Origin of the sequence: Salmonella sp. NW722 (assembly GCF_051702785.1) — a bacterium.
GTDB classification, from domain to species: domain Bacteria; phylum Pseudomonadota; class Gammaproteobacteria; order Enterobacterales; family Enterobacteriaceae; genus Salmonella; species Salmonella enterica.
The window spans coordinates 1-24,647 of the sequence record NZ_JAMMIN010000006.1; the positions used below are offsets into that span (position 1 = coordinate 1).

Genomic DNA, 24,647 nt, shown 5'->3' on the forward strand with positions numbered 1-24,647 from the left:
GGCGGGCGGTGATAGAGCGCAGTATCCGGCTGGCGCAGGAGAAATAAGACCCTGACGGCCCGGTGGCGTGGCGCCACCGGGCCTGGCTATCTCAACGATACGCTAAAGCCTGAAAGTAAAGCCCGTGTGAAGTATGATGACGAGCATCGTCTCTTATCAGGACATCCCATGAAACAAATCACCTTTACGCCGCGCCATCACCAGCTTACCAACACCAATACCTGGACACCTGACAGCCAGTGGCTGGTCTTTGATGTACGGCCTTCAGGCGCGTCATTTACGGGCAAGACTATTGAGCGTGTCAATGTGCATACCGGCGACGTGGAGGTGATTTATCGCGCCGTGCAGGGCGCGCATGTCGGTGTGGTGACGGTGCATCCTGCCGACAATCACTATGTGTTTATTCATGGCCCTGAAAACCCTGATGAGACGTGGCATTACGATTTCCACCACCGTCGGGGCGTTATTGCAACGCCGGGGGGCGTGACTAACCTCGATGCGATGGATATTACTGCGCCGTATACTCCCGGCGCGCTGCGCGGCGGCAGTCACGTCCATGTGTTTAGCCCGAACGGCGAGCTGGTGAGTTTTACCTATAATGACCACGTTCTGCATGAGCGCGATCCGGCGCTGGATCTGCGCAATGTCGGTGTGGCCGCGCCGTATGGGCCGGTTACGGTGCCGGCTCAGCATCCGCGCGAATACAGCGGTAGCCACTGGTGCGTACTGGTTAGCCGCACGACGCCTGCGCCGAGACCTGGCAGCGATGACATTAACCGCGCCTATGAAGAGGGCTGGGTGGGCAACCGCCAGATTGCCTTTATTGGAGATACGCTGTCGCTGACGGGCAAAAAAGTCCCGGAGCTGTTTATTGTCGATTTACCGTGTCATGAAAACGGCTGGAAACAGGCAGGCGACACGCCGCTGACGGGAACCGAATCAACGATGCCATCGCCGCCGTTGAGCGTAGTTCAGCGGCGTCTTACCTTTACTCACCAGCGTGTTTATCCTGGACTCACTAACGAACCACGCCACTGGGTCCGCAGTAATCCGCAGGCGACGGCGATCGCCTTTTTGATGCGGGACGATAACGGCGTAGCGCAACTGTGGCTGATATCGCCTCAGGGAGGCGAGCCCCGGCAGTTAACGCATCATGCGACCGGCGTACAGTCAGCGTTTAACTGGCATCCGTCGGGTAAATGGCTGGGACTGGTGCTGGAAAACCGGATTGCCTGCTGCGACGCACAAAGTGGGAGGATCGACTTCTTAACCGCCAGGCACGACAACCCGCCGTCTGCGGACGCCGTCGTTTTTTCACCGGATGGGCGACACGTCGCATGGATGGAAGAGGTGAAAGGGTTCCGTCAGCTATGGGTGACGGAAACCGGGCGATAAATCAGGGAGGAGGCATCTTCGCCGGGGGGATGACGGCATTGGTCATTTTCGTCTCCTCCTCGCTTTTCTCGACGCGCGATCTTACCGAACTGTCTTTGCGGAAGATGTCCCACGGCAGAAGGATCGTATCCATCACGGCGGTAAACGGCATATCCAGGATGGCCAACGATTTTGTGCCCCAGTTTGTCTCATCGTTACCGATCATCGTAGCGCTGGCGCGCGTGCCAGGATAAGTGCCTTCTTTACCGCCGGTGTGCGACATGACGCTTGAACAACCGCTTAATAAAAGCATCCCATTCCATATTATCAGCGTTAACCACACGTTTTTTATCATCACTCATTCATCTGTTGGTTGTCGTTATTTGCATGATGAGTTATAGCGATCCGTTGCTAAAAATAACATCACCAGTACGTGGCACTGTGGCGGTAATCGCACTTTAACAATCAGTGCTGTCCCAACCAGTCTATGCAATAGCCAATAAACTGCAAAAAAAAGTCGGATTAAAATACTTGAAAAGTACGTATTCAGACCCATTTATAAGACGTAGTGAATAGAAGGGCACGCCTGATGGGTGTTCTGGCAATCCTGGCCTGTCCATGATGGAAGGTCTGACATTCTCGCTGATTTCAGGAGTTTATGATTATGCGTAACTTTGATTTATCCCCGCTGTACCGTTCTGCCATTGGTTTTGACCGTCTGTTTAACCTGCTTGAAAATAACCAAAGCCAAAGTAATGGCGGCTACCCTCCGTACAACGTTGAGTTGGTAGACGAAAACCACTACCGCATCGCCATTGCCGTTGCCGGTTTCGCGGAAAGCGAACTGGAGATTACCGCCCAGGATAATTTACTGGTGGTAAAAGGCGCTCATGCGGACGAGCAGAAAGAACGTACTTACCTGTATCAGGGCATTGCCGAGCGTAACTTTGAACGTAAGTTCCAGTTAGCGGAGAACATTCACGTTCGCGGCGCAAACCTGGTCAACGGGCTGCTGTATATCGAACTGGAGCGCGTGATTCCGGAAGCGAACAAACCGCGCCGTATCGAAATTAACTGATTCCGTCGGGTCGCGTTGCGCGGCCTGTCATCCCATGCTCGCCGTCAGGGAGCATATTCGCACGTAAAGTGTGAAGGTAAAAACTCGCTTCTTAGAAGGAGAAATGATTATGCGTAACTACGATTTATCCCCACTGCTGCGTCAATGGATCGGTTTTGACAAGCTGGCCAATGCGCTGCAAAACAGCGGCGAAAGCCAGAGCTTCCCGCCCTATAACATCGAGAAAAGCGACGATAACCATTATCGCATTACTTTAGCGTTAGCCGGTTTCCGTCAGGAAGATCTGGATATTCAACTGGAAGGCACGCGCCTGACGGTGAAAGGCACGCCGGAACAGCCGGAAAACGAGCCCAAATGGTTACATCAGGGCCTGGTCATGCAGCCTTTTAGCCTGAGCTTTACGCTGGCTGAAAATATGGAAGTTTCCGGCGCGACGTTTACCAACGGCCTGCTGCATATTGATTTAACCCGCAACGAGCCGGAAACCATTGCGCCGCAGCGTATCGCCATTAACGAACGCTCCGCATTAAATAGCTAATGAGCTCCTTGCCTTGCCCCGCCAGAGATGGCGGGGCTTTTTTGTGCCACGAAAAAGGGTAAGACGCTGCCGAAGTCAGGACGTCTGGGCGGTTTTGTAACATGAGAATGTGCGCCATGCTGTATATATGCCTTAACGGTTCAGTCATAATCCCTATAAATTGAAATGTTACTCACAGGGAAGAAAAGATGAGTGATATCGCATTGACGGTCAGCGTTCTGGCGTTGGTGGCGGTTGTCGGTTTATGGATCGGCAACATTAAAGTGCGCGGTGTCGGCTTTGGTATTGGCGGCGTTCTGTTCGGCGGTATTATCGTCGGCCACTTCGTCGATCAGGCTGGGGTGACGCTGAGCGGCGATATGCTGCACTTTATCCAGGAATTCGGCCTGATCCTTTTTGTTTATACCATCGGCATACAGGTGGGGCCGGGTTTTTTCGCCTCGCTGCGCGTTTCCGGGCTGCGCCTCAATCTGTTTGCCATTCTGATTGTGATTATGGGCGGGTTGGTCACCGCGATTCTGCATAAAATTTTCGCTATTCCGCTGCCGGTGGTGCTGGGGATTTTCTCCGGCGCAGTCACCAATACGCCTGCGTTAGGGGCGGGTCAGCAAATCCTGCGCGATCTGGGAACGCCAGTGGAGCTGGTGGATCAGATGGGGATGAGCTATGCGATGGCGTATCCGTTTGGCATCTGCGGTATTTTGCTCACCATGTGGCTGATGCGGCTGATTTTTCGCGTTAACGTCGAGGCGGAAGCGCAGAAGCACGAATCCTCTCTCGCTAACGGTCATTCATTAATTCAAACAATGAATATCCGTGTCGAGAATCCGAACCTCAATAATATGGCTATTCAGGATGTGCCGATCCTGAACAGCGATAAAATCATTTGCTCACGCCTGAAACGCGACGACACGCTGATGGTGCCGTCGACGGGGACGATTATCCAGGCAGGCGACCTGCTGCACCTCGTCGGCCAATCTACCGACCTGCATAACGCGCAACTGGTGATCGGTAAGGAAGTGGACACCTCGTTGTCGACGCGCGGCACGGATTTACGTGTCGAGCGTGTGGTCGTCACCAACGAAAAAGTGCTCGGCAAACGTATCCGCGATTTGCACTTTAAAGAGCGTTATGACGTGGTTATCTCCCGCCTTAACCGCGCGGGCGTTGAGCTGGTCGCCAGTAGCGACGCCAGCCTGCAGTTTGGCGACATTCTCAATCTGGTGGGGCGTCCTGCCTCGATTGATGCGGTAGCCAATGTGGTCGGCAACGCGCAGCAAAAACTCCAGCAGGTGCAGATGCTGCCGGTGTTTATCGGCATCGGATTAGGGGTTCTGCTTGGGTCAATCCCGTTGTTTGTGCCGGGATTCCCGGTCGCGTTAAAACTGGGGCTGGCCGGCGGGCCGCTGATCATGGCGCTAATTTTGGGGCGTATCGGCAGCATCGGTAAGCTGTACTGGTTTATGCCGCCGAGCGCCAACCTCGCGCTGCGTGAGTTAGGCATCGTTTTGTTTCTGGCGGTCGTTGGGCTGAAATCCGGCGGCGATTTTGTCGATACGCTGACGCAGGGCGAAGGATTAAGCTGGATTGGCTACGGTATTTTCATCACCGCTATTCCGCTGATTACCGTCGGTTTGCTGGCGCGGATTTTTGCCAAAATGAACTATCTGACGCTGTGCGGGATGCTGGCCGGTTCGATGACCGATCCGCCAGCGCTGGCATTTGCCAACAATCTTCATGCCACCAGCGGCGCGGCGGCGCTCTCTTACGCGACCGTCTATCCGTTAGTGATGTTCCTGCGTATTATCACGCCACAACTGCTGGCGGTGATTTTTTGGGGAATGGGTTAGCGCCTGATGGCGCGTTGCTTATCCGGCCTATGCACTGTGTTAAATCCAGGCTGGATAACGCGCGCCGCACCGGTCACACTTCTGCTCTTCTTCTTATCTTCTTCCTCAATGAACGCGCTAATCAGCGTAATGGCAACGAGCATAATTCCAATTTTTTCAGTTAGTTATCAATCTTCATCGCCTTTTTTTTCGTCGCGACGGGTGGTTTTTCAGCTTTTAATTCGGCAATAATGCCTTTCCTGGCGGTGGCGTTGAAAAAGGTCGTAACTGAAATGAAAAATAGCGGCAATGAGCGCGGTTGCGCCGAAACGAGTCACCAGTGAACTACAGTTATTTTGCAATAAGATTCCCTTGCTGCGGGATAATGTGAAGCATATCAGCAACAACGTGAGTGGTATTCTGAAAACGAACGGGAATACATAAGAACGTAAAAGGAGTCGTCATGAAGATTTCCCGCCTCGGAGAAGCGCCGGATTATCGCTTCTCACTGGCAAATGAGCGCACCTTTCTGGCGTGGATTCGCACCTCGCTGGGATTTCTGGCGGCAGGCGTCGGTCTTGATCAGCTCGCCCCGGATTTTGCCACGCCGGTGATCCGTGAACTGCTGGCGCTACTGTTGTGTCTGTTTGCGGGCGGCCTGGCGATTTATGGCTATCTACGCTGGTTACGTAATGAAAAAGCGATGCGCCTGAAAGAGGATTTGCCTTATACCCATAGCCTGTTGATCATCAGCGTTATTTTGATGATTGTCGCGGTGATAGTGATGGGGCTGGTACTGTATGCCGGATAGTCGTAAAGCCCGTCGGCAGAACGATCCGGGACTGCAACCGGAGCGTACGTCGCTGGCCTGGTTTCGCACGCTGCTGGGATACGGGGCGTTAATGGCGTTAGCCGTCAGGCACCACTGGCATCAGGCGGGGTTCTTGTTCTGGGTGTCAATCAGCGTTCTGGCGATAGTGGCGGTGATTCTTTGGCGTTATACCCTGAGTCGTAATTTGATGGATGTCGCGCATAGCGATTTTTCCGAAACTCATGTCGTGCGTGACAAATTTTTGATCTCCCTCGCGGTGTTGTCGCTCGCAATCCTGTTTGCTGTTACCCATATTCGCCAACTTATTGCATTTATCGGGAATTTTATATGACAGGACGTCAGGACATTGTCGTGAGTGATGACCAGATTCAGGTCGTCGTAAATCGCCAGAATAGCCAGCGCCCTCAGCAACTGTACCGTAACTTACAACGGCTCGGCATTCGCAATGTCCATTTTATCCCATTGTTGGAACATGACCGGAACGGAATGTTGACCGAGGATTCATTGTGTTCAGCAGACTGGGGGCGGTTTTTAAATAGCGTATTTGATATTTGGGTACGTGAAGATATTCAGCGTATCTCGGTTCGCCTTTTTGATGAGACGCTACAGCAGTGGTGCGGCGGCAGGAATGGTGCTAAAACGCCGGACAAGGCGCCGCTAAGCGCTGAATGTCAGAAGTGCTCTTTATTACGATTTTGCGGCGGCGGATGCCCTGAGCATCGGGATAGCCAGGGGAAAAACCGGCTTTGCGAGGGCTACCAGACCTTTTTTAACTACTCCTCGCCGCATATGCGGGTGATGCGGGATTTACTGAAACAGCATCGCTCGCCGGAGGAGTTGATGGCGATGCTGCGTTAGCGTCGTAAGCCTGATAAGCGTAGCGCCATCAGGCGATGGCGTGCCGGATGGCGCTGCCGTCTTTCCGGCTCTGAGCGAGTATTAGCGTCCTTTTGCCAGGTATTGTTCCATTTCATCCTCCGGCACCATGCCGCCCCCGGTTGCCCATACCAGATGCGTCGCGTTGCCGAGCTGCGTCTGACTGAATCCATGCCTTTGCTGATACTCGGTGGCGGCGCAAATGCGCTGTGGCCCGGCCATCCCTGCCAGAGCTGATGGCTCCAGTCGAATTCCTTCCTCCTGCGCCAGCCAGCCCAGCATGTCATACATTGTTTGATCGTCTAAGGTATAGAGGCCGTCAAGCAGACGCTCCATTGCCCGACCAACAAAGCCTGAAGCGCGACCTACCGCCAGGCCGTCAGCCGCCGTCAGGTTATCAATACCGATATCTTGTACTGAGATGGCATCGTGCAGACCGGTATAAACGCCGAGTAACATGCAGGGTGAATGGGTCGGTTCGGCAAAGAAACAGTGGACGTTGTCGCCAAACGCCAGTTTCAGGCCAAAGGCGACGCCGCCAGGGCCGCCGCCAACGCCGCACGGCAGATAAACAAACAGTGGGTGGCTGGCGTCAACGACGCGTCCCTGTTGCGCGAATTGCGCTTTCAGGCGCTGGCCCGCTACCGCATAGCCCAGAAATAGCGTGCGGGAGTTTTCATCGTCGATAAAGAAACAGTTTGGATCGGATTGTGCTGCTTTTCGGCCCTGCTCAACCGCCACGCCGTAATCATCTTCGTATTCCACGACCGTCACGCCGTGGCTACGCAGCTTCGCTTTTTTCCAGGCGCGGGCGTCGGCAGACATATGTACCGTCACTTTAAAACCGATGCAGGCGCTCATGATACCGATCGATAGCCCCAGATTGCCGGTTGAACCGACGGCGATACTGTACTGGCTGAAGAATTGTTTAAATTCCGGCGAAAGCAACACGCTATAGTCATCGTCGGTGGTTAACAGACCCGCCTCCAGCGCCAGTTTTTCCGCGTGCGTTAGCACCTCGTAGATGCCGCCGCGCGCTTTAATGGAACCAGAGATTGCCAGGTGACTGTCTTTTTTTAACAGCATTTCACCGTCGATCGTTTGCCCATACTCTTTTTCCAGCCGCTTTTGCATGGCCGGAATAGCGACCACGTCAGATTCGATCATGCCGCCAGCGGCAGCGGTTTGCGGAAACGCTTTCGCCAGATACGGCGCAAAGCGCGCCAGACGGTCATGGGCGGCGTTTACGTCCTGCTCCGTCAGGCCGACATACGGTAGACCTTGTGCAAGAGAGGTGGCGCCCGGGTTAAACCAGGTGGTTTCTTTGAGGGCGACCAGATCCTCGACCAAAGGATACCGGGCGATGAGCTTTTGTATGTTTTCCATAGTACGTCTCTTTACGATCAGATGATAAAGGAAAGCAGGAATGTGCCAGCCAGTGCAACGACAGATGCGATAAACGTGGCCGTCGTATAGTATTTAAACGTTTCATTCAGCGTAGCGCCGCAATACTGCTTGACCAGCCAGAACAGGGAATCGGTCACGATCGTGCAGCCAATGGCGCCGGAACCAATGGCAATCGCAATGATCTCCGGGCTGACGTCAGGATAGAGCGGCAGCATGGGCGCAACAATCGCCGTGGCGCCCATCATCGCCACCGTCGCAGAGCCGACCGCCGCGTGCAGAATCAGCGCTACCAGCCACGCCAGCAGAATCGGGTGCATATGCATATTTGAGAGGATCACCGCCAGCGTGTCCGCCAGCCCGCTACTTTTGAGAATGGCGTTGAACGCGCCGCCCGCGCCGATAATCAGCAGGATGTTCGCAATGGCGCCAAAGCCGTTTTCGGTGTGGGTAAGTAGCGCGCTCATACCCATATGCTGGCGCAGACCGAGTATGTAATACGCCACAAAGACAGCGATAAACATCGCGGTGATCGGATTACCGATAAACTCCAGCAGCGTATACAACGTGCCGTCTTTCGCCATATTCAGTTCAGCGACGGTTTTCACCAGCATCAGGCCAATCGGCAACAGAACGGTAAACAGCGTTGCGCCCAGCGATGGCAGGGTGTTTTCGGCGCGCACTTCAAGATCCGCAAACTCTGTCGGTACGGGCTTGAACGGCAGACGATTACCCAGAAACTTTAAGAACAGCGGACCGCCGACCAATGATGCCATCAGTCCGACCAGCAGACCGTAGACAATCACCGAGCCGATATCCGCCCCCAGTTTATTTGCGACAAACAGCGCAGCCGGATGCGGCGGTACCACGCAATGGACGGCCATCAGCGCGGTACACAGCGGAATGGCCAGCTTCAGCAGCGAGGTATGGGTCTTTTTAGCGATAGAAAACGCCAGTGGGATGAGCAACACGACGCCCACTTCCACGAACAACGTGATACCGCAAATCAGCCCCACCAGTACCATGATCACGTCAGCAGAGAGCCAGCGGCAGCGCTGGAGCGTAAGCCCGATGCGTTCCGCCGCGCCGGAAACCTCCATCATTTTGCCGAGGATGGTGCCAAGACCGATAACGGCGGCCAGAAAACCGAGCGTACCGCCTATTCCGTTTTCTATCGCCGTGACCATCTCCAGCGGCCCCATGCCCATCATCGCGCCGACAAAGAAACTGGCGAGCAGTAACGCCAGGAAGGGGTGGAATTTAAACTTCACGATGGTCAATACGATTAACACGATGCTGATCAGCAGCGTGCTCACTACCCAGATTTGAGCGTGCATATCTCACCTACCCTGTGATTAATCTGTTCTTATTGGACAGAAAAACAGCACCCCCTGACAAACGATATAATTTGCCATTCACATGATGTAAATTGAATCAACTATGTGATTTCCATCTAATATTGCCTTTATTTTGCGATATGGTTCATTTTGATTCATCTATGTGCGGATTTTTTCAGCGTGTTTTTTTACACTTCGGGAAATTAAAAGATGACTGAGGTTGCCATGGAACCCCTTCGCGATACCCGAAACCGCTTACTCAACGGCTGGCAGTTATCCAAACTCTATACTTTTGAAGTCGCGGCCAGACACCAGTCCTTTGCTCTGGCGGCAGATGAGCTGTCGTTAAGCCCAAGTGCGGTAAGCCATCGTATCAATCAACTGGAAGCCGAGTTGGGAATCCAGCTATTTGTCCGCTCTCACCGTAAAGTGGAGCTTACCCATGAAGGCAAACGGGTATTCTGGGCGCTGAAATCGTCGCTGGATACGTTGAATCAGGAAATCCTCGATATCAAAAATCAGGAACTGTCCGGCACGTTGACCGTGTATTCCCGTCCCTCTATCGCCCAGTGCTGGCTGGTACCCGCGCTGGGGGACTTTACCCGTCGCTATCCGTCAATTTCTCTCACTATGCTGACCGGCAACGATAACGTTAACCTACAGCGTGCCGGCATTGACCTGGCTATCTATTTTGACGATGCGCCGTCGGCGCAGCTCACGCACCATTTTTTAATGGATGAGGCGATTTTGCCCGTTTGCAGCCCGGATTATGCCCGTCGTTTCGCCTTGCAGGACAACCTGAATAACCTACGGCACTGTACGCTCTTACACGACAGACAGGCGTGGAGTAACGATTCGGGCACCGATGAGTGGCACAGTTGGGCGCAGCATTTTGCAGTAAATTTGCCGGATTCATCCGGCATTGGCTTCGATCGTTCTGATTTAGCGGTGATTGCCGCGATGAACCACATTGGCGTGGCGATGGGGCGTAAACGGCTGGTGCAAAAGCGTCTCGACAGCGGAGAACTGATTGCGCCTTTTGGTGACATGAGGCTGAAATGTCATCAGCATTATTATGTCACCACTCTGCCTGGCAGGCAGTGGCCGAAAATCGAGGCATTTATTCGCTGGTTGCAGGAACAGGTGTGAAGATTTATTACGCTTTGTCGCTACACCTGCCGGGAGTGAATATGCTAAATACGTGCTATCACCGTGGTAAAAATTTTAGGGGGCGTCGTGTTTAAACCGCTTATTGCCTCTCTCATGCTGACCAGCGCGGTCGTCTATGCGAAACCGATGCCTTTGACGGCGGCGCGCTATGCGCAGCAGCTTGGCGTTGGGATGGATGTTGACTGGGCGCGAACGGAACGGGGTATCCGCGAGTTTGATCCGCTGGTCGTGCGGGATTTTAAGGCAAAAGGGTTAACGCATGTCCGTATTCGTGTGGCAGGCGCGCCGACGGAAGCGCGCCTCATCCATTTGCGTAAGCTGGTAGAGGCCTGCGAATACTATGGCGTCATACCCATTATTGCCTATCAGGCGGATGCGTATAAAACCGATCCCAGCGCCAGCCATGAAAAGGAGCTGATCAACTGGTGGAGCGTGGTTGCGCGCTATTTTGGCCAGACATCCCCGCTTCTGGGGTTCGATCTCATTTATGAGCCTGCCGACAAACTCAATCATAATATGGCGTCGCTGAATCGCGTATATGACAAAACCATCCGCCTGATTCACGCCATTGACCCACAGCGGATGATTTTCGTTGCCCCCCGAATGCGCGCCGCGCCGGAGGATTTGTCGGCGCTTAAACTGCCGGCGCAAAGCCAGAACTATGTACTGGCGGAGTGGCACATCTTTCCGTGGGGCCCCCTGAAAAGCGGCGGTAAATATCCGTGGACATCAGGCACGGCGGCGGAAAAAGCGGCGATTCGGGCACGGATCAACGCTGCGGTTCGCTGGCAGCATAAGACTGGCCATGCAAGCTGGGTGGGCGGATGGGCGCCGGGAGAGTCGATAAAAATGACGCCGGTCGCTTCACAGTTCGCGTTTGCCCGTTTTATGGCCTGCGAGCTGAAAAAAGCGCATATCCCGTATGCGATAAACGCGGACACACAGTTTTATGACGGCGAAGAAGGAGCGTGGCGTCCGGCGCAGGAGCCCCTGCTCAATGCGATGATCGCGCCGGAATGTGAAACGCCCGGCAAAAAGCCGGGCGAGGGGAACGTTAAACCGTCTGTCCCTGATGCGATATCCGTGACGCCAGCGGCAGCCAGCACGCCAGGATCAGCAATCCCATAAGGGTCATCAACAATCCCAGACTGCCCTGACCGGTTTGCGGCAACATTGCCGAAAGCCACGCCAGTACGCCGGAACCAATATTTTGCAGCCCGCCGACCAGCGCGCCAGCGGTGCCTGCAAGGAACGGAAACGGCTCCATCGCGCCGCTGGTGGCCAGTGGAAATAACATCCCGGCACCGAAGAAAAACAGCGCAGCGGGGATGAGTAGCGTCCAGACGTTCATCACGCCAAACCAGCCGGGAATCCACATCATAAGGCCTGCCAGCAGACAGCAAATAACTGACTGCCACATCAGGGTTGAGAAGCGTTTATTCGGGCGTCCGGCAAACCAGGCGCCGAAGAACGCCGCCGGAATCGGCAGAATAAACAGAATGCTTACCACCATACTGCTGAGACCTAATACTGCCCCCATCAGCACGCCGGAACAGGCTTCAAAGACCGCAATGCCAGCCAGCCCGCCGATTAGCATCAGCAGGTAACAGTTAAATGCGCCGTTGCCAAACAGCGTCTTATAGCTGGCGATCAGCCGTGTGCGCGGCGCGCCGGCGGGGCGGGTTTCCGGCATCCAGCGCGCCATGCTGAAGGTGACGCCAGCGCAAAGCACCAGCAGGAAAGCGTAACACGCGCGCCAGTTCCATAGGGTATCCAGCAGACCGCCAATCAGCGGCGCTAACAGCGGGCTGACCAGAATCCCCATATTTAACAGGCTATTGGCGTGACGAAGTTGCGTTCCTTCATACAGATCGCGCGGGAGCGTTCTCGCCATTACTCCGCCAACGCCGGTTCCCATCCCTTGCATGGCGCTGGCGGCAATCAACACCGTCAAACTATGCGTGGTCATGGCGAACAGAGTCGCTACCATAAAAATAGACATGCCGACGAGGATTACCGGGCGGCGCCCAACCCGGTCGGAAAGCGGGCCGTAAAACAGTTGCGAGACGCCGTAGGTCAGGAGGTAAGCAGCCATTACGCTCTGGACGGCGCCTTCCCGGACGTTTAGCGCTTGTGCCATATCGGCGATGGCGGGAATATAAATGGTTTGCGCCATCTGCCCTACGGCCACCAGTAATACCAACATCAACAACAAATTGACGTTTCTCTGCCTTTTCATTTCGCTGATTACTTTTCAAAAAAAGAAAAAATAAGAATAACTTGCTGCGCATTCCCATAAATGCGAGAGGAATCTATCACACCAGAAAAAGAAGGCCAGACAGCAACCAGCAATGGCAGACGAAGGAACGGCAGGATATGTAAACAAAAGCGGCAACAAATGTTGCCGAGAATGTGTTACGTCTGCGGCTGTTATTGGGCAATCATGACAGACGGAGTAAAATCGCCCCGAGGGCAATCCCGCCTGCCGCCACCAGACGTAGCCCGGCCACTTTCTCTTTAAGCAACAGCCAGGCTATCAGCGCGCCGAATAAAATCGATGTCTCACGCAGCGCGGCGACCACCGCCAGCGGCGCCTGGGTCATGGCCCATAGCGCCAGCCCATAAGATCCCATAGTGCCAATCCCGCCAAAAATGCTTTTTTTCCACTGTTGCGCCAGATAACGCGACGCTTCCCGCCGCCGCGCAATCATCGCCCAGGTTAACAGGCAGGCGCCGTTGAGAAAAAATGACCATAGCGTATAGCCCAGCGCCGTTTCGGAGAGTCTTACGCCGGTCCCGTCCACCAGCGTATATCCGGCAATAAAACAAGCGTTAGTTAATGCCAGCACGACACCACGTTGAGAGCTGGCGCGGCCATTACAGGCCATCCCAAGTATCGCCATGCAGATCACTGCGATGCCGACCCAGGCCATCGACGACAGGCTGTCGCCAAGAAACAGAACGCTAATGAGCGCCACCAGCAGCGGCGCGGTGCCGCGCATAAGAGGATAGGTCTGGCTCATGTCCGAGACCTGATAGGTTTTCGCCACCAGGACGGTATACACCACCTGGAGCGCGGTAGAGGCCGCTAAAAAAGGGATACTGGCGTGAGCTGGCTGCGGCGAGAAGGGCAAAAGGATCAATGCCATGACCGCCGCGGAACCGCTGACGCCGATCGCGGCGTAGAGCTTATCGTTTCCCGCTTTGACAATGGCGTTCCAGCTGGCATGTAGCAGCGCGGCGAACAGCAAAATGCAGAAAACGGAAAGGGTCATAGCGTCAGGCGTCGTTGAGGGTGTCATAAAAACGTAACATACCCGGGAAGCGAAAGACCAGCGGATAAGGTGAAAGGGGAGCGGTTGCCCGCTCCCCTTCGGTGCGGCTTGAATCTGAATTACTTAAGGTATTTCAGAACAGCATCAAGCAGTTGCAGTGCTGCAACAATGAGTTTCAGGATAAGAATGGTGATATCCACTACGCTCATACGCGTCTCCTGTGGTTAAGGAGCACTGCCAGCCGACGTACCTTTCCGCTGCCTGTTGCCAGCTGTTGCGCACGCGATCCCTTTTGCGAGGAATAGTGTGCGTGTTGACATAACACAGTGTGCTCACGAGGGGGTTAAGGCGCTGACGGCACCACCCGTTTCAGCCAGGACTTCGTTGCGCCGGTTTACGATGCGGCCCCCGCATAACACATTGTGTCAAAGACATTATAGTTAAGTACTGTATAAATGAACAGTAATTTATAGACAGAACGGAGCTTCTGATCCATACTCAAATTCATCAAAATTCGCGCCGAAATTGCGCGTTCTGCACAGAACGCGTATACTTCTGCTGTTGACATAACACAGTGTGCTTCGCGGCTACCACCCGCATTACGCTGTAAGAACCTCGCTTCGGCGAGGTTTTTTGTTTTCCGGCATTGTGAAATGCGTGATCATCAATCCCGGCGATTACCGGAGGGCGCTACGCTTATCACGCCTATACTCAAAGCGTGTAAATTCGTAGAAAAATGTGATCGCTGACGCATTTTTGTGCAGATGAAAATTTTTCCGTTGTCATGCTGAAAGCGCTGTGCTTGTATAAAACGTGTTAATAACAAACAGACAAGGCCCCTAATGAACCCTTCCATGCTGAACGCGACCCTACTAACAACTGCGCCATCTCGCGCAGTGGTCGTCGTGCGTGTGGTGGTCGTCGTCGGCAATGCGCCGTAGGGTCCGGAACACACACGATTCCAAAACCCCGCCGGCGCAAACCGGGCGGGGTTTTTTGTTTAAGACACCTTCCCGGAACGTCGGCTCAGAATAAAAGGAATGGAGCATGGCAAGTTCGGGCACAACATCTACACCTCAGCGCTTTACGGGCGCGGAATTTATTGTTCATTTTCTGGAGCGTCAGGGGATTCGTATCGTCACCGGCATTCCCGGCGGTTCGATCCTCCCCGTTTACGACGCGTTAAGCCAAAGCACGCAAATCCGTCATATTCTGGCGCGCCATGAACAAGGCGCGGGGTTTATTGCGCAGGGGATGGCGCGGACGGAGGGTAAACCTGCTGTTTGTATGGCCTGTAGCGGGCCGGGCGCGACCAATCTGGTCACGGCCATTGCCGATGCGCGCCTGGATTCCATTCCGTTAATCTGTATTACCGGGCAGGTTCCGGCGTCCATGATCGGTACTGACGCGTTTCAGGAAGTGGATACCTACGGTATCTCTATCCCCATCACCAAGCACAACTATCTGGTCAGAAATATCAATGAGTTGCCTCAGGTGATGAGCGATGCTTTTCGTCTGGCGCAGTCGGGGCGTCCCGGCCCGGTGTGGATAGACGTTCCTAAAGATGTGCAGACGGCGACAATTGAGCTGGATGCGTTGCCGTCGCCGGCGGAAAAATCACCCCCGCCGGAGTTTAGCGCGGAGAGTATCCGCGAGGCCGCCGCAATGATTAACGCGGCGAAGCGTCCGGTGCTGTATCTGGGCGGCGGCGTGATCAATGCGCCGACACGCGTGCGCGAACTGGCGGAAAAAGCGCAACTGCCGACGACAATGACCTTAATGGCGCTGGGAATGCTGCCTAAGGCGCATCCGCTGTCGTTAGGAATGCTGGGGATGCACGGCGCGCGCAGTACCAATTTTATTCTGCAAGAGGCCGATTTACTGATTGTTCTGGGCGCGCGTTTTGATGACCGGGCGATTGGCAAAACGGAGCAGTTTTGTCCGAACGCCAAAATCATCCATGTGGATATCGATCGCGCCGAGTTAGGCAAAATAAAGCAGCCGCATGTGGCTATTCAGGCGGATGTCGATGATGTACTGGCACAGTTAATTCCCCATATCGAGGCACAGCCGCGGGAAGTATGGCATCAGTTGGTGGCGGACTTGCAGCAAGAATTCCCTTGCAGTATTCCCCAGGAAAATAACCCGCTTAGTCACTATGGGCTGATTAACGCGGTCGCCGCCTGTGTGGACGACAACGCGATTATTACCACTGACGTAGGTCAGCATCAGATGTGGACCGCGCAGGCTTATCCGCTCAACCGTCCGCGTCAGTGGCTGACTTCCGGCGGGCTGGGCACCATGGGGTTTGGTCTGCCCGCGGCGATTGGCGCGGCGCTGGCGAATCCGGGCAACAAGGTGCTGTGTTTTTCCGGCGACGGTAGTTTGATGATGAATATTCAGGAGATAGCTACCGCCAGTGAAAACCAGTTGGATGTGAAAATTATCCTGATGAATAACGACGCGCTGGGACTGGTACATCAGCAACAGAGTCTGTTCTATAAACAGGGCGTTTTTGCGGCGACCTATCCGGGAAGCATCAACTTTATGCAGATTGCCGCCGGGTTTGGTCTGGATACCTGTGATTTGAATAACGAAGCCGATCCGCAGGCGGCGTTGCAGGCTATCATTCGTCGTCCTGGACCGGCGTTGATCCATGTGCGCATTGGTGCAGAAGAAAAAGTGTATCCGATGGTGCCGCCGGGCGCGGCAAATACAGAGATGGTGGGGGAATAAGCCATGCAGAAACAATCACATGATAACGTTATTCTGGAGCTGACCGTTCGCAACCACCCTGGCGTGATGACCCACGTCTGCGGGCTGTTCGCCCGACGCGCTTTCAACGTTGAGGGTATTCTCTGTTTACCGATTCAGGGTAGCGATCAGAGCCGCATCTGGCTTCTGGTCAATGACGATCAGCGGCTTGAACAGATGATCAGTCAGATCGATAAACTGGAAGACGTGGCGAAGGTGGTACGAAACCAGTCCGATCCCACCATGTTCAATAAAATTGCCGTCTTTTTTGAGTAAGTTATTCACTTTCCGAATCAGGCGTGATGACTTTGACGGAACCATTCCGACAGTGAACGGCATAATCTGTCGGTAATGGGCGATCGCTAATCAGGACATCAAAGGCAGAAAGCGGACCAATGCTGGCAGGCGCGACCTCATCAAACAGGGCGTGACGCGCCAGCAAAATTTTGCGCAGACCGCGCTCCATCGCTTTACGTTTGGCGGCAAGATCATCCGGGTTAAACCAGCTCACGCCAAAATGTTCATGTACGCCGCTGGCGGAAATAAACACTTTGCGCGGATTGAGCGAATCCAGCGCCGAAGGATTATTGGCATCATAAAAGGCATCGCTCTTGGCCCGATAGGTGCCGCCGCACAAAATCGCCGTGGCATTAGGCTTTTCATTCAGCGCGATAAATACCCGATGCGAGTAGCAAATCCCGGTAAAGGTAATATCATCCGGTATCATGCTGATAACTAATGGCATTTCCGGACCGTTATCAAAAAAAACCAAATCGTTTTCACGCACCAGGCCGGCGGCCAGGATCGCAACGGGAAGGTCGTCCCGATGATGCGTCTTTTTCGCCGGCAGCGGCATATTGGTTGAAGACGTAGGCTTATTTACCATGACGATATAGCCGCCGAGCAGCGTCAGCGGTAAAGGGTCATCATCCTGGCTGAGATCGCGGCGAATGGTCATCACCGAAACTTCCAGCATCCGCGCGGCGTCTTTCAGATGGATTCGATCGGTCTTTTTCAGTAACTCCATCAAGCGTCGGATACGTTCTTTTTGCTTGGTCTCCATTCACCCTCTCCGCAAATCATGTTGTTATGTTCCATCAGTAACATTTATGTGTTTCTGAGAACATTACAGTGTGGCACTACTATACGTCCGGCCGTCAGGAAATAAAAGTGGGTTTATTCGCGTTTTATAACAATAAATAGTTAATTTTCAGTAAATTGTAACCCTAAAAATGATTTGTTCCGCCAGGGATTGTTCACGCAGTAAATGGCAAAATGATCCTCTAATCGCGATCATAGTCACAAATGATACGGAAGTAACATGATAATGTTATTTTAATATCATTGTCGTGTGACGATTTCTGAGAGGGAGTAAAATGGATATCGCGGTTATTGGCTCTAACATGGTGGACCTTATCACCTACACCAACCAGATGCCCAAAGAAGGGGAAACTCTGGAAGCGCCGGCGTTTAAAATCGGCTGCGGCGGAAAAGGGGCGAACCAGGCCGTGGCGGCCGCTAAGCTCAATTCAAAAGTATTGATGTTGACCAAAGTGGGCGACGATATTTTTGCCGACAACACCATTCGTAATCTCGAATCCTGGGGGATCAATACGACGTATGTAGAAAAAGTACCGTGTACCAGCAGCGGCGTAGCGCCGATTTTCGTCAACGCCAACTCCAGCAACAGCATTCTGATCATCAAAGGCGCTAACAAGTTTCTCTCGCCGGAAGATATCGATCGCGCGGCGGAAGATTTAAAAAAATGCCAGCTTATTGTTCTGCAACTGGAAGTTCAGCTTGAAACGGTTTATCACGCAATAGAATTTGGCAAGAAACACGGGATTGAAGTGTTATTAAACCCTGCGCCAGCATTACGGGAATTAGATATGTCTTATGCCTGTAAATGCGATTTCTTTGTACCCAATGAAACCGAGCTGGAAATATTAACCGGTATGCCAGTGGATACCTATGACCATATTCGCGCAGCGGCACGTTCGCTGGTGGATAAAGGGCTGAACAATATTATCGTCACCATGGGTGAGAAAGGCGCGCTGTGGATGACGCGTGACCAGGAAGTCCATGTCCCGGCGTTTAGAGTGAGCGCTGTTGATACCAGCGGCGCGGGCGATGCCTTTATCGGCTGTTTCGCGCATTATTATGTCCAGAGCGGGGATGTGGAAGCCGCCATGAAAAAAGCCGTCCTTTTTGCCGCTTTCAGCGTCACCGGGAAAGGCACCCAATCCTCTTATCCAAGCATTGAGCAATTTAATGAGTATCTTTCGTTGAACGAATAACAATCACCCTGCACTGTTAAAGGTAGCACTATGAACGATAAAAACATCGTTCAGATGCCCGACGGGTATCTGAATAAGACACCTCTGTTCCAGTTTATTTTGTTATCCTGTTTATTCCCATTATGGGGATGCGCAGCCGCGTTAAATGATATTCTGATTACGCAATTTAAAAGTGTATTTTCGCTGAGCAACTTTGCTTCGGCATTAGTACAAAGCGCCTTTTATGGCGGTTATTTTTTAATTGCTATTCCGGCCTCGCTGGTCATTAAAAAAACCAGTTATAAAGTGGCGATACTTATCGGCCTGACGCTATACATTGTCGGCTGTACGCTCTTTTTCCCGGCTTCGCACATGGCGACCTACACCATGTTCCTCGCGGCGATTTTCGCCATTGCGATTGGCCTGAGTTTCCTGGAAACGGCGGCGAATACCTACAGTTCGATGATCGGGCCGAAAGCCTACGCCACGCTGCGGCTGAATATCAGCCAGACCTTTTATCCGATCGGCGCGGCGGCAGGCATTTTATTGGGTAAATATCTGGTCTTTTCCGAAGGGGAAAGCCTGGAAAAACAGATGGCGGGCATGAATGCCGAGCAAGTCCACAACTTCAAGGTGCTGATGCTGGAAAACACTCTGGAACCCTATAAGTACATGATTATGGTCCTGGTAGTGGTGATGGTACTGTTCCTGCTGACGCGTTTCCCGACCTGTAAAGTCGCGCAAACCGCGAGTCATAAACGCCCCTCGGCGCTGGATACGTTACGCTATCTCGCCAGCAACGCCCGTTTCCGTCGCGGTATTGTGGCGCAGTTCCTGTATGTGGGAATGCAGGTGGCGGTCTGGTCGTTCACTATCCGTCTGGCGCTGGAGTTAGGCGATATCAATGAGCGCGATGCCTCAACCTTTATGGTCTACAGCTTCGCCTGCTTTTTTATCGGCAAGTTTATCGCCAACATTCTGATGACACGCTTTAACCCGGAAAAAGTCCTGATCCTTTACTCTGTGATCGGCGCGCTGTTCCTGGCCTATGTGGCGCTGGCGCCCAGCTTTAGCGCGGTATACGTGGCGGTGCTGGTCAGTGTTCTGTTTGGCCCCTGCTGGGCGACCATTTATGCCGGAACGCTCGATACCGTCGATAACGAGCATACCGAAATGGCGGGGGCGGTGATCGTGATGGCGATTGTCGGCGCGGCGGTGGTTCCCGCGATTCAGGGCTACGTGGCGGACATGTTCCACTCGCTACAGCTCTCATTCCTGGTTTCCATGCTGTGCTTTGTTTACGTTGGCGTTTACTTCTGGCGCGAAAGCAAAGTGCGCGGCAACCTGGCTGAAGTCGCCGCGTCCTGAGGAGATCGACAATGACAACACGTATTACATTATGGCGGGAGCTTTTTAGCGAGCAGCCGCGTATCTTGCTGGAAAATGATGATTTTACGGTTACGGCGTTTCGTTACGCCAGCGGCGTGGAAGGACTGAAAATACAAAACAGCCGCGGTCATCTGGTGATTCTGCCCTGGATGGGGCAGATGATTTGGGACGCGCAGTTTGACGGTCATGATCTGACTATGCGCAACATGTTCCGCCAGCCGAAGCCGGCTGCGGAAGTAGTGGCAACGTATGGTTGCTTTGCTTTCCATTCCGGACTATTGGCGAATGGCTGCCCGTCACCAGAAGATACACATCCGCTGCACGGCGAGATGCCCTGCGCTGCCATGGACGACGCCTGGCTGGAGTTAGAGGGCGACAGTCTGCGCGTGACCGGGCGCTACGAGTATGTGATGGGGTTCGGTCATCATTATCAGGCGCAACCTGCGGTGGTAATGCGTAAAGCAAGCGCGCTGTTTGATATTCAGATGACCGTGACTAACCTGGCTTCAGTCGCCATGCCGCTACAGTACATGTGCCACATGAACTATGCCTATGTGCCGAACGCCACGTTCCGCCAGAATATCCCGGATACCGCGCTGAAGCTACGCGAGTCGGTGCCGGCGCATGTCAAACCCACGGCGCAGTGGCTGGCGTTTAATCAACGACTTTTGCAGGGTGAAGCCTCGCTGGCAACGCTCAACGAGCCTGGCTTTTACGACCCGGAAATCGTGTTCTTCGCCGATGAACTGGACAAGTACACGGATACCCCGGAATTCAGTATGATCGCCCCGGATGGCACCACGTTCGTGACACGTTTCGCCAGTGCGGAGCTGAATTACGTGACCCGCTGGATTCTTTATAACGGCGATCAGCAGGTAGCCGCCTTTGCCCTGCCCGCGACCTGTCGGCCTGAAGGTTTTCTCGCGGCGCAGCGAAATGGAACCTTGCTTCAACTGGAGCCGCAGCAAACCCGGACGTTCACCGTCACGACAGGCATTGTCTGACCGCTCAAGGCTTGAACACCCGCGCGCTTATCGTTAAGGTAAGCGCGTTTTTTTTATCCATCAGGACAGAACCCATGATTACCGTTGCCCTTATCGACGACCACCTTATCGTCCGCTCCGGCTTTGCACAGCTACTGGGGCTGGAACCTGATTTGCAGGTGGTCGCCGAATTTGGTTCCGGGCGCGAAGCGTTGGCAGGCTTGCCGGGGCGCGGCGTACAGGTGTGTATCTGCGATATCTCGATGCCGGATATTTCCGGACTGGAGCTGCTAAGCCAACTGCCAAAAGGGATGGCGACGATCATGCTCTCGGTTCACGATAGCCCGGCGCTGGTGGAACAGGCGTTGAACGCCGGCGCGCGCGGTTTCCTCTCTAAACGCTGTAGTCCGGATGAACTGATCGCCGCGGTGCATACGGTGGCGACGGGCGGCTGCTATTTGACCCCCGATATTGCCGTGAAACTGGCGGCGGGTCGGCAAGATCCGCTGACCAAACGCGAGCGTCAAGTGGCGGAAAAACTCGCCCAGGGTATGGCGGTAAAAGAGATTGCCGCCGAGCTGGGGCTGTCGCCAAAAACGGTGCATGTCCATCGCGCGAATCTGCTGGAAAAATTAGGCGTCAGCAATGACGTTGAACTGGCGCATCGCATGTTTGACGGTTGGTAATGAACACCTTTTTTTCCCGTTTAATCACCGTTGTTGCCTGCTTTTTTATCTTCTCCGCCGCGTGGTTCTGCCTGTGGAGTATCAGCCTGCATCTGGTAGAGCGCCCGGAGCTGGCGGCGCTACTCTTTCCCTTCGGCCTGCGCCTGGGACTTATGCTGCAATGCCCGCGCGGATACTGGCCAGTATTGCTGGGCGCGGAGTGGCTGCTGGTGTACTGGTTGGCGCAGGAAGTTGCGTTGGCCCATCTGCCGCTTTTGATGATCGGTAGTGTGTTGACGCTACTGCCCGTGGCGCTGACTTCGCGTTACCGCCATCAGCGCGACTGGCGCACGTTATTGCTTCAGGGCGCGGCCCTCACCGCCGCGGCGCTACTGCAATCCCTGCCCTGGCTGGGGCAGGGGGAAGAGGCATGGAACGCGCTACTGCTGACCCTCACGGGTGGTCTGACGCTGGCCCCCATCTGCCTGGTTTTCTGGCACTATCTCACCAGCACCACCTGGCTGCCGCTGGGACCATCGCTGGTATCGCAGCCGGTAAACTGGCGCGGGCGGCATCTGATCTGGTATCTGCTGCTGTTTATCGTCAGTCTGTGGCTGCAACTGGGTTTACCTGCTGAACTTTCGCGCTTCACGCCGTTCTGCCTGGCGTTGCCGATTATCGCGCTCGCCTGGCATTATGGCTGGCAGGGCGCGCTCATTGCCACACTGATGAACGCTATCGCGTTGATCGCCAGCCAGACCTGGCACGATCATCCCGTCGATTTATTACTTTCGCTGTTGGCGCAAAGCCTGACCGGGCTACTGCTTGGCGCGGGCATTCAGCGCCTGCGCGAGCTGAACCAGTCGTTGCAAAAGGAGCTGGCGCGCAACCATCGGCTGGCGGAGCGTCTTCTGGAGACCGAAGAGAGCGTGCGGCGCGATGTTGCGCGTGAGCTGCACGATGACATCGGACAGACCATCACCGCGATTCGAACCCAGGCGGGCATTGTGCAACGACTGGCGGCGGATAACGGCGGCGTGAAGCAGAGCGGGCAACTTATCGAGCAGCTTTCGCTGGGCGTGTATGACGCCGTGCGTCGCCTGCTGGGGCGCTTGCGCCCGCGCCAGCTAGACGACTTAACGCTGGCGCAGGCCATCCGTTCGCTGCTGCGCGAAATGGAGCTGGAAAGCCGCGGTATTGTCAGTCACCTCGACTGGCGAATTGACGAAACGGCGCTGAGTGAAAGTCAGCGCGTGACGCTGTTTCGCGTCTGTCAGGAAGGGCTGAATAACATCGTAAAACATGCCAATGCCAGCGCGGTGACGCTCCAGGGCTGGCAGCAGGATGAGCGGCTGATGCTGGTGATTGAGGATGACGGCAGCGGCCTGCCGCCGGGCTCTCACCAGCAGGGCTTCGGCCTGACCGGAATGCGCGAACGCGTGTCGGCGCTCGGCGGGACGCTAACCATCTCTTGTACCCACGGTACGCGGGTGAGCGTCTCGTTGCCCCAGCGTTACGTTTAAGGAAGGATAATGCTTTCGTTTTTAAAAGCCCCGGCCAACGCGCCGCTCATCACCGATAAGCACGAGGTTGACGCCCGCTATCGCTACTGGCGGCGGCATATCCTGATCACCATTTGGTTGGGTTACGCGCTGTTCTATTTCACCCGTAAAAGCTTTAACGCCGCCGCGCCGGAAATCCTTGCCTGCGGCATTCTGACCCGCAGCGATATCGGCCTGCTGGCGACGCTGTTTTACATCACCTACGGGGTGTCGAAATTTGTCTCCGGCATTGTTAGCGATCGCTCTAACGCTCGCTATTTTATGGGCATCGGGCTGATTGCGACCGGCGTAGTGAATATTCTGTTCGGCTTCTCGACCTCTCTGTGGGCCTTTGCGCTGCTATGGGCATTGAACGCCTTTTTCCAGGGGTTTGGATCGCCGGTTTGCGCCCGTTTGCTGACCGCCTGGTACTCGCGTACCGAGCGCGGCGGCTGGTGGGCGTTATGGAACACCGCGCATAATGTCGGCGGGGCGCTGATCCCTCTCGTCATGGCCGCTGTCGCCCTGCATTATGGCTGGCGCGTCGGAATGATGGTGGCCGGATTGCTTGCCATCGGGGTGGGCATGGTCCTCTGCTGGCGGCTGCGCGACCGTCCGCAGGCGATTGGTTTACCGCCGGTAGGCGACTGGCGGCACGATGCGCTGGAGGTCGCCCAACAGCAAGAGGGCGCGGGGCTAAGTCGCAAAGAAATCCTCGCTAAATATGTGCTGTTGAATCCCTATATCTGGCTGCTTTCGTTGTGTTATGTCTTAGTGTACGTGGTGCGCGCGGCGATCAACGACTGGGGCAACCTGTATATGTCCGAGACGCTGGGCGTGGATTTGGTCACGGCCAACACGGCAGTATCGATGTTTGAGCTGGGTGGATTTATCGGCGCGCTGGTGGCGGGCTGGGGCTCGGACAAACTCTTCAACGGCAACCGCGGACCGATGAATTTAATCTTCGCTGCCGGGATTTTGCTCTCTGTGGGTTCGCTGTGGCTGATGCCGTTCGCCAGCTACGTGATGCAGGCGGCCTGTTTCTTCACCACCGGTTTCTTTGTCTTCGGCCCGCAGATGCTCATTGGCATGGCGGCGGCGGAGTGCTCGCATAAAGAGGCGGCGGGCGCGGCCACCGGCTTTGTCGGCCTGTTCGCCTATCTCGGCGCGTCGCTTTCCGGCTGGCTGTTAGCGAAAGTGCTGGAGATCTGGCACTGGACCGGTTTTTTTGCGGTCATCGCCATCGCGGCGGGGATCTCCGCGCTATTGCTGCTGCCATTTCTGAACGCTCAGGCCCCGCGCGAGACCAGCGAAGCGTGATGCACC

General features: G+C 54.6%; 25 protein-coding genes, 1 pseudogene and 1 other annotated feature. Of the genes and pseudogenes, 18 read left to right on the plus strand and 8 right to left on the minus strand.

Going from position 1 to position 24,647, the window contains the following annotated elements:
- Nucleotides 1-168: 168 nt before the first annotated feature.
- A complete protein-coding gene (locus NA330_RS15540; protein WP_023242077.1) occupies nucleotides 169-1,395 on the plus strand; it encodes a DUF3748 domain-containing protein in 1,227 nt (408 codons plus the stop codon).
- A 1-nt stretch (nucleotide 1,396) separates the two neighbouring features.
- Here the strand turns inward: NA330_RS15540 and NA330_RS15545 are convergent, their stop codons facing one another.
- Entirely contained in the window at nucleotides 1,397-1,729 is a 333-nt protein-coding gene (locus NA330_RS15545) for a YceK/YidQ family lipoprotein (protein WP_001581211.1), read from the minus strand.
- A 242-nt stretch (nucleotides 1,730-1,971) separates the two neighbouring features.
- Nucleotides 1,972-2,045: a sequence feature (ROSE (Repression Of Heat Shock gene Expression) occurs in the 5'-region of heat shock genes and acts as an RNA thermometer to modulate expression.), on the plus strand.
- Between NA330_RS15545 and ibpA the strand changes: the two genes are divergently transcribed.
- The 6 genes from ibpA to NA330_RS15575 all read left to right on the plus strand — a co-directional run bounded on the left by ibpA (nucleotide 2,039) and on the right by NA330_RS15575 (nucleotide 6,509).
- Nucleotides 2,039-2,452, plus strand: coding sequence for a small heat shock chaperone IbpA (gene ibpA / locus NA330_RS15550; RefSeq protein ID WP_001532742.1), 414 nt, complete (start codon nucleotides 2,039-2,041; stop codon nucleotides 2,450-2,452). Its footprint overlaps the feature before it by 7 nt.
- A 109-nt stretch (nucleotides 2,453-2,561) precedes the next feature.
- Nucleotides 2,562-2,990, plus strand: coding sequence for a small heat shock chaperone IbpB (gene ibpB / locus NA330_RS15555; protein ID WP_001246919.1), 429 nt, complete (start codon nucleotides 2,562-2,564; stop codon nucleotides 2,988-2,990).
- 188 nt (nucleotides 2,991-3,178) lie between these two features.
- Entirely contained in the window at nucleotides 3,179-4,840 is a 1,662-nt protein-coding gene (locus NA330_RS15560; RefSeq protein ID WP_023242076.1) for a putative transporter, read from the plus strand.
- A 442-nt stretch (nucleotides 4,841-5,282) separates the two neighbouring features.
- A complete protein-coding gene (locus NA330_RS15565) occupies nucleotides 5,283-5,630 on the plus strand; it encodes a YidH family protein (protein ID WP_000703964.1) in 348 nt (115 codons plus the stop codon).
- Nucleotides 5,620-5,982, plus strand: a complete 363-nt coding sequence (locus NA330_RS15570) for a DUF202 domain-containing protein (protein WP_001113454.1) — start codon at nucleotides 5,620-5,622, stop codon at nucleotides 5,980-5,982. Before NA330_RS15565 ends, NA330_RS15570 begins: the two co-directional genes overlap by 11 nt.
- On the plus strand, nucleotides 5,979-6,509 hold the full coding sequence (locus NA330_RS15575; protein WP_023242074.1) for a radical SAM protein: 531 nt from the start codon (nucleotides 5,979-5,981) through the stop codon (nucleotides 6,507-6,509). Before NA330_RS15570 ends, NA330_RS15575 begins: the two co-directional genes overlap by 4 nt.
- 81 nt (nucleotides 6,510-6,590) lie before the next feature.
- On the opposite strand, the gene dsdA is transcribed toward NA330_RS15575, so the two are convergent.
- The gene (gene dsdA / locus NA330_RS15580; RefSeq protein ID WP_000427988.1) at nucleotides 6,591-7,913 is read right to left on the minus strand and encodes a D-serine ammonia-lyase; all 1,323 of its coding nucleotides are present in this window, start codon (nucleotides 7,911-7,913) and stop codon (nucleotides 6,591-6,593) included.
- A gap of 17 nt (nucleotides 7,914-7,930) precedes the next feature.
- A complete protein-coding gene (gene dsdX, locus NA330_RS15585) occupies nucleotides 7,931-9,268 on the minus strand; it encodes a D-serine transporter DsdX (RefSeq protein WP_000543317.1) in 1,338 nt (445 codons plus the stop codon).
- Nucleotides 9,269-9,493: 225 nt separating this feature from the next.
- Here dsdX and dsdC point away from each other — a divergent pair, with 225 nt between their 5' ends.
- Entirely contained in the window at nucleotides 9,494-10,417 is a 924-nt protein-coding gene (gene dsdC, locus NA330_RS15590; RefSeq protein ID WP_001541637.1) for a DNA-binding transcriptional regulator DsdC, read from the plus strand.
- Nucleotides 10,418-10,480: 63 nt separating this feature from the next.
- Nucleotides 10,481-11,566, plus strand: coding sequence for a cellulase family glycosylhydrolase (locus tag NA330_RS15595; RefSeq protein WP_000238925.1), 1,086 nt, complete (start codon nucleotides 10,481-10,483; stop codon nucleotides 11,564-11,566).
- On the opposite strand, the gene emrD is transcribed toward NA330_RS15595, so the two are convergent.
- From emrD to NA330_RS15615, 4 genes and pseudogenes are all read right to left on the minus strand, one after another.
- On the minus strand, nucleotides 11,493-12,677 hold the full coding sequence (emrD, locus tag NA330_RS15600; RefSeq protein WP_000828737.1) for a multidrug efflux MFS transporter EmrD: 1,185 nt from the start codon (nucleotides 12,675-12,677) through the stop codon (nucleotides 11,493-11,495). The two genes, NA330_RS15595 and emrD, sit on opposite strands and share 74 nt — an antisense overlap.
- Nucleotides 12,678-12,879: 202 nt before the next feature.
- Entirely contained in the window at nucleotides 12,880-13,740 is an 861-nt protein-coding gene (locus NA330_RS15605) for a DMT family transporter (RefSeq protein WP_072103205.1), read from the minus strand.
- 92 nt (nucleotides 13,741-13,832) lie between these two features.
- The gene (gene tisB, locus NA330_RS15610) at nucleotides 13,833-13,922 is read right to left on the minus strand and encodes a type I toxin-antitoxin system toxin TisB (protein WP_000117642.1); all 90 of its coding nucleotides are present in this window, start codon (nucleotides 13,920-13,922) and stop codon (nucleotides 13,833-13,835) included.
- Nucleotides 13,919-14,033: pseudogene (locus NA330_RS15615) on the minus strand (hypothetical protein). The gene tisB and the pseudogene NA330_RS15615 overlap by 4 nt, the downstream one beginning before the upstream one ends.
- A gap of 522 nt (nucleotides 14,034-14,555) precedes the next feature.
- Between NA330_RS15615 and ivbL the strand changes: the two are divergent.
- The 3 genes from ivbL to ilvN all read left to right on the plus strand — a co-directional run bounded on the left by ivbL (nucleotide 14,556) and on the right by ilvN (nucleotide 16,743).
- Nucleotides 14,556-14,654, plus strand: coding sequence for an ilvB operon leader peptide IvbL (gene ivbL / locus NA330_RS15620; protein WP_001541152.1), 99 nt, complete (start codon nucleotides 14,556-14,558; stop codon nucleotides 14,652-14,654).
- A 106-nt stretch (nucleotides 14,655-14,760) separates the two neighbouring features.
- Nucleotides 14,761-16,449, plus strand: coding sequence for an acetolactate synthase large subunit (ilvB, locus tag NA330_RS15625; protein ID WP_023242072.1), 1,689 nt, complete (start codon nucleotides 14,761-14,763; stop codon nucleotides 16,447-16,449).
- 3 nt (nucleotides 16,450-16,452) lie between these two features.
- The gene (gene ilvN / locus NA330_RS15630; protein ID WP_001171826.1) at nucleotides 16,453-16,743 is read left to right on the plus strand and encodes an acetolactate synthase small subunit; all 291 of its coding nucleotides are present in this window, start codon (nucleotides 16,453-16,455) and stop codon (nucleotides 16,741-16,743) included.
- A 1-nt stretch (nucleotide 16,744) separates the two neighbouring features.
- On the opposite strand, the gene NA330_RS15635 is transcribed toward ilvN, so the two are convergent.
- Nucleotides 16,745-17,530, minus strand: coding sequence for a DeoR family transcriptional regulator (locus NA330_RS15635; RefSeq protein WP_000448642.1), 786 nt, complete (start codon nucleotides 17,528-17,530; stop codon nucleotides 16,745-16,747).
- A 313-nt stretch (nucleotides 17,531-17,843) separates the two neighbouring features.
- Between NA330_RS15635 and rbsK the strand changes: the two genes are divergently transcribed.
- The 6 genes from rbsK to NA330_RS15665 all read left to right on the plus strand — a co-directional run bounded on the left by rbsK (nucleotide 17,844) and on the right by NA330_RS15665 (nucleotide 24,641).
- Nucleotides 17,844-18,764 carry a ribokinase gene (gene rbsK, locus NA330_RS15640; RefSeq protein WP_023227699.1) on the plus strand — a complete coding sequence of 307 codons (921 nt, stop codon included), beginning with the start codon at nucleotides 17,844-17,846 and terminating at the stop codon, nucleotides 18,762-18,764.
- Nucleotides 18,765-18,794: 30 nt separating this feature from the next.
- Complete coding sequence (gene fucP, locus NA330_RS15645) at nucleotides 18,795-20,111, plus strand: L-fucose:H+ symporter permease (protein WP_000998359.1); 1,317 nt, start codon at nucleotides 18,795-18,797, stop codon at nucleotides 20,109-20,111.
- 11 nt (nucleotides 20,112-20,122) lie between these two features.
- A complete protein-coding gene (locus NA330_RS15650) occupies nucleotides 20,123-21,136 on the plus strand; it encodes an aldose 1-epimerase family protein (RefSeq protein WP_023201714.1) in 1,014 nt (337 codons plus the stop codon).
- 74 nt (nucleotides 21,137-21,210) lie between these two features.
- The gene (uhpA, locus tag NA330_RS15655) at nucleotides 21,211-21,801 is read left to right on the plus strand and encodes a transcriptional regulator UhpA (RefSeq protein ID WP_000633672.1); all 591 of its coding nucleotides are present in this window, start codon (nucleotides 21,211-21,213) and stop codon (nucleotides 21,799-21,801) included.
- Nucleotides 21,801-23,303, plus strand: coding sequence for a signal transduction histidine-protein kinase/phosphatase UhpB (gene uhpB / locus NA330_RS15660; RefSeq protein ID WP_001091264.1), 1,503 nt, complete (start codon nucleotides 21,801-21,803; stop codon nucleotides 23,301-23,303). Before uhpA ends, uhpB begins: the two co-directional genes overlap by 1 nt.
- 9 nt (nucleotides 23,304-23,312) lie before the next feature.
- Nucleotides 23,313-24,641, plus strand: coding sequence for an MFS transporter (locus NA330_RS15665; RefSeq protein WP_085438285.1), 1,329 nt, complete (start codon nucleotides 23,313-23,315; stop codon nucleotides 24,639-24,641).
- The last annotated feature ends 6 nt before the right edge of the window (nucleotides 24,642-24,647 follow it).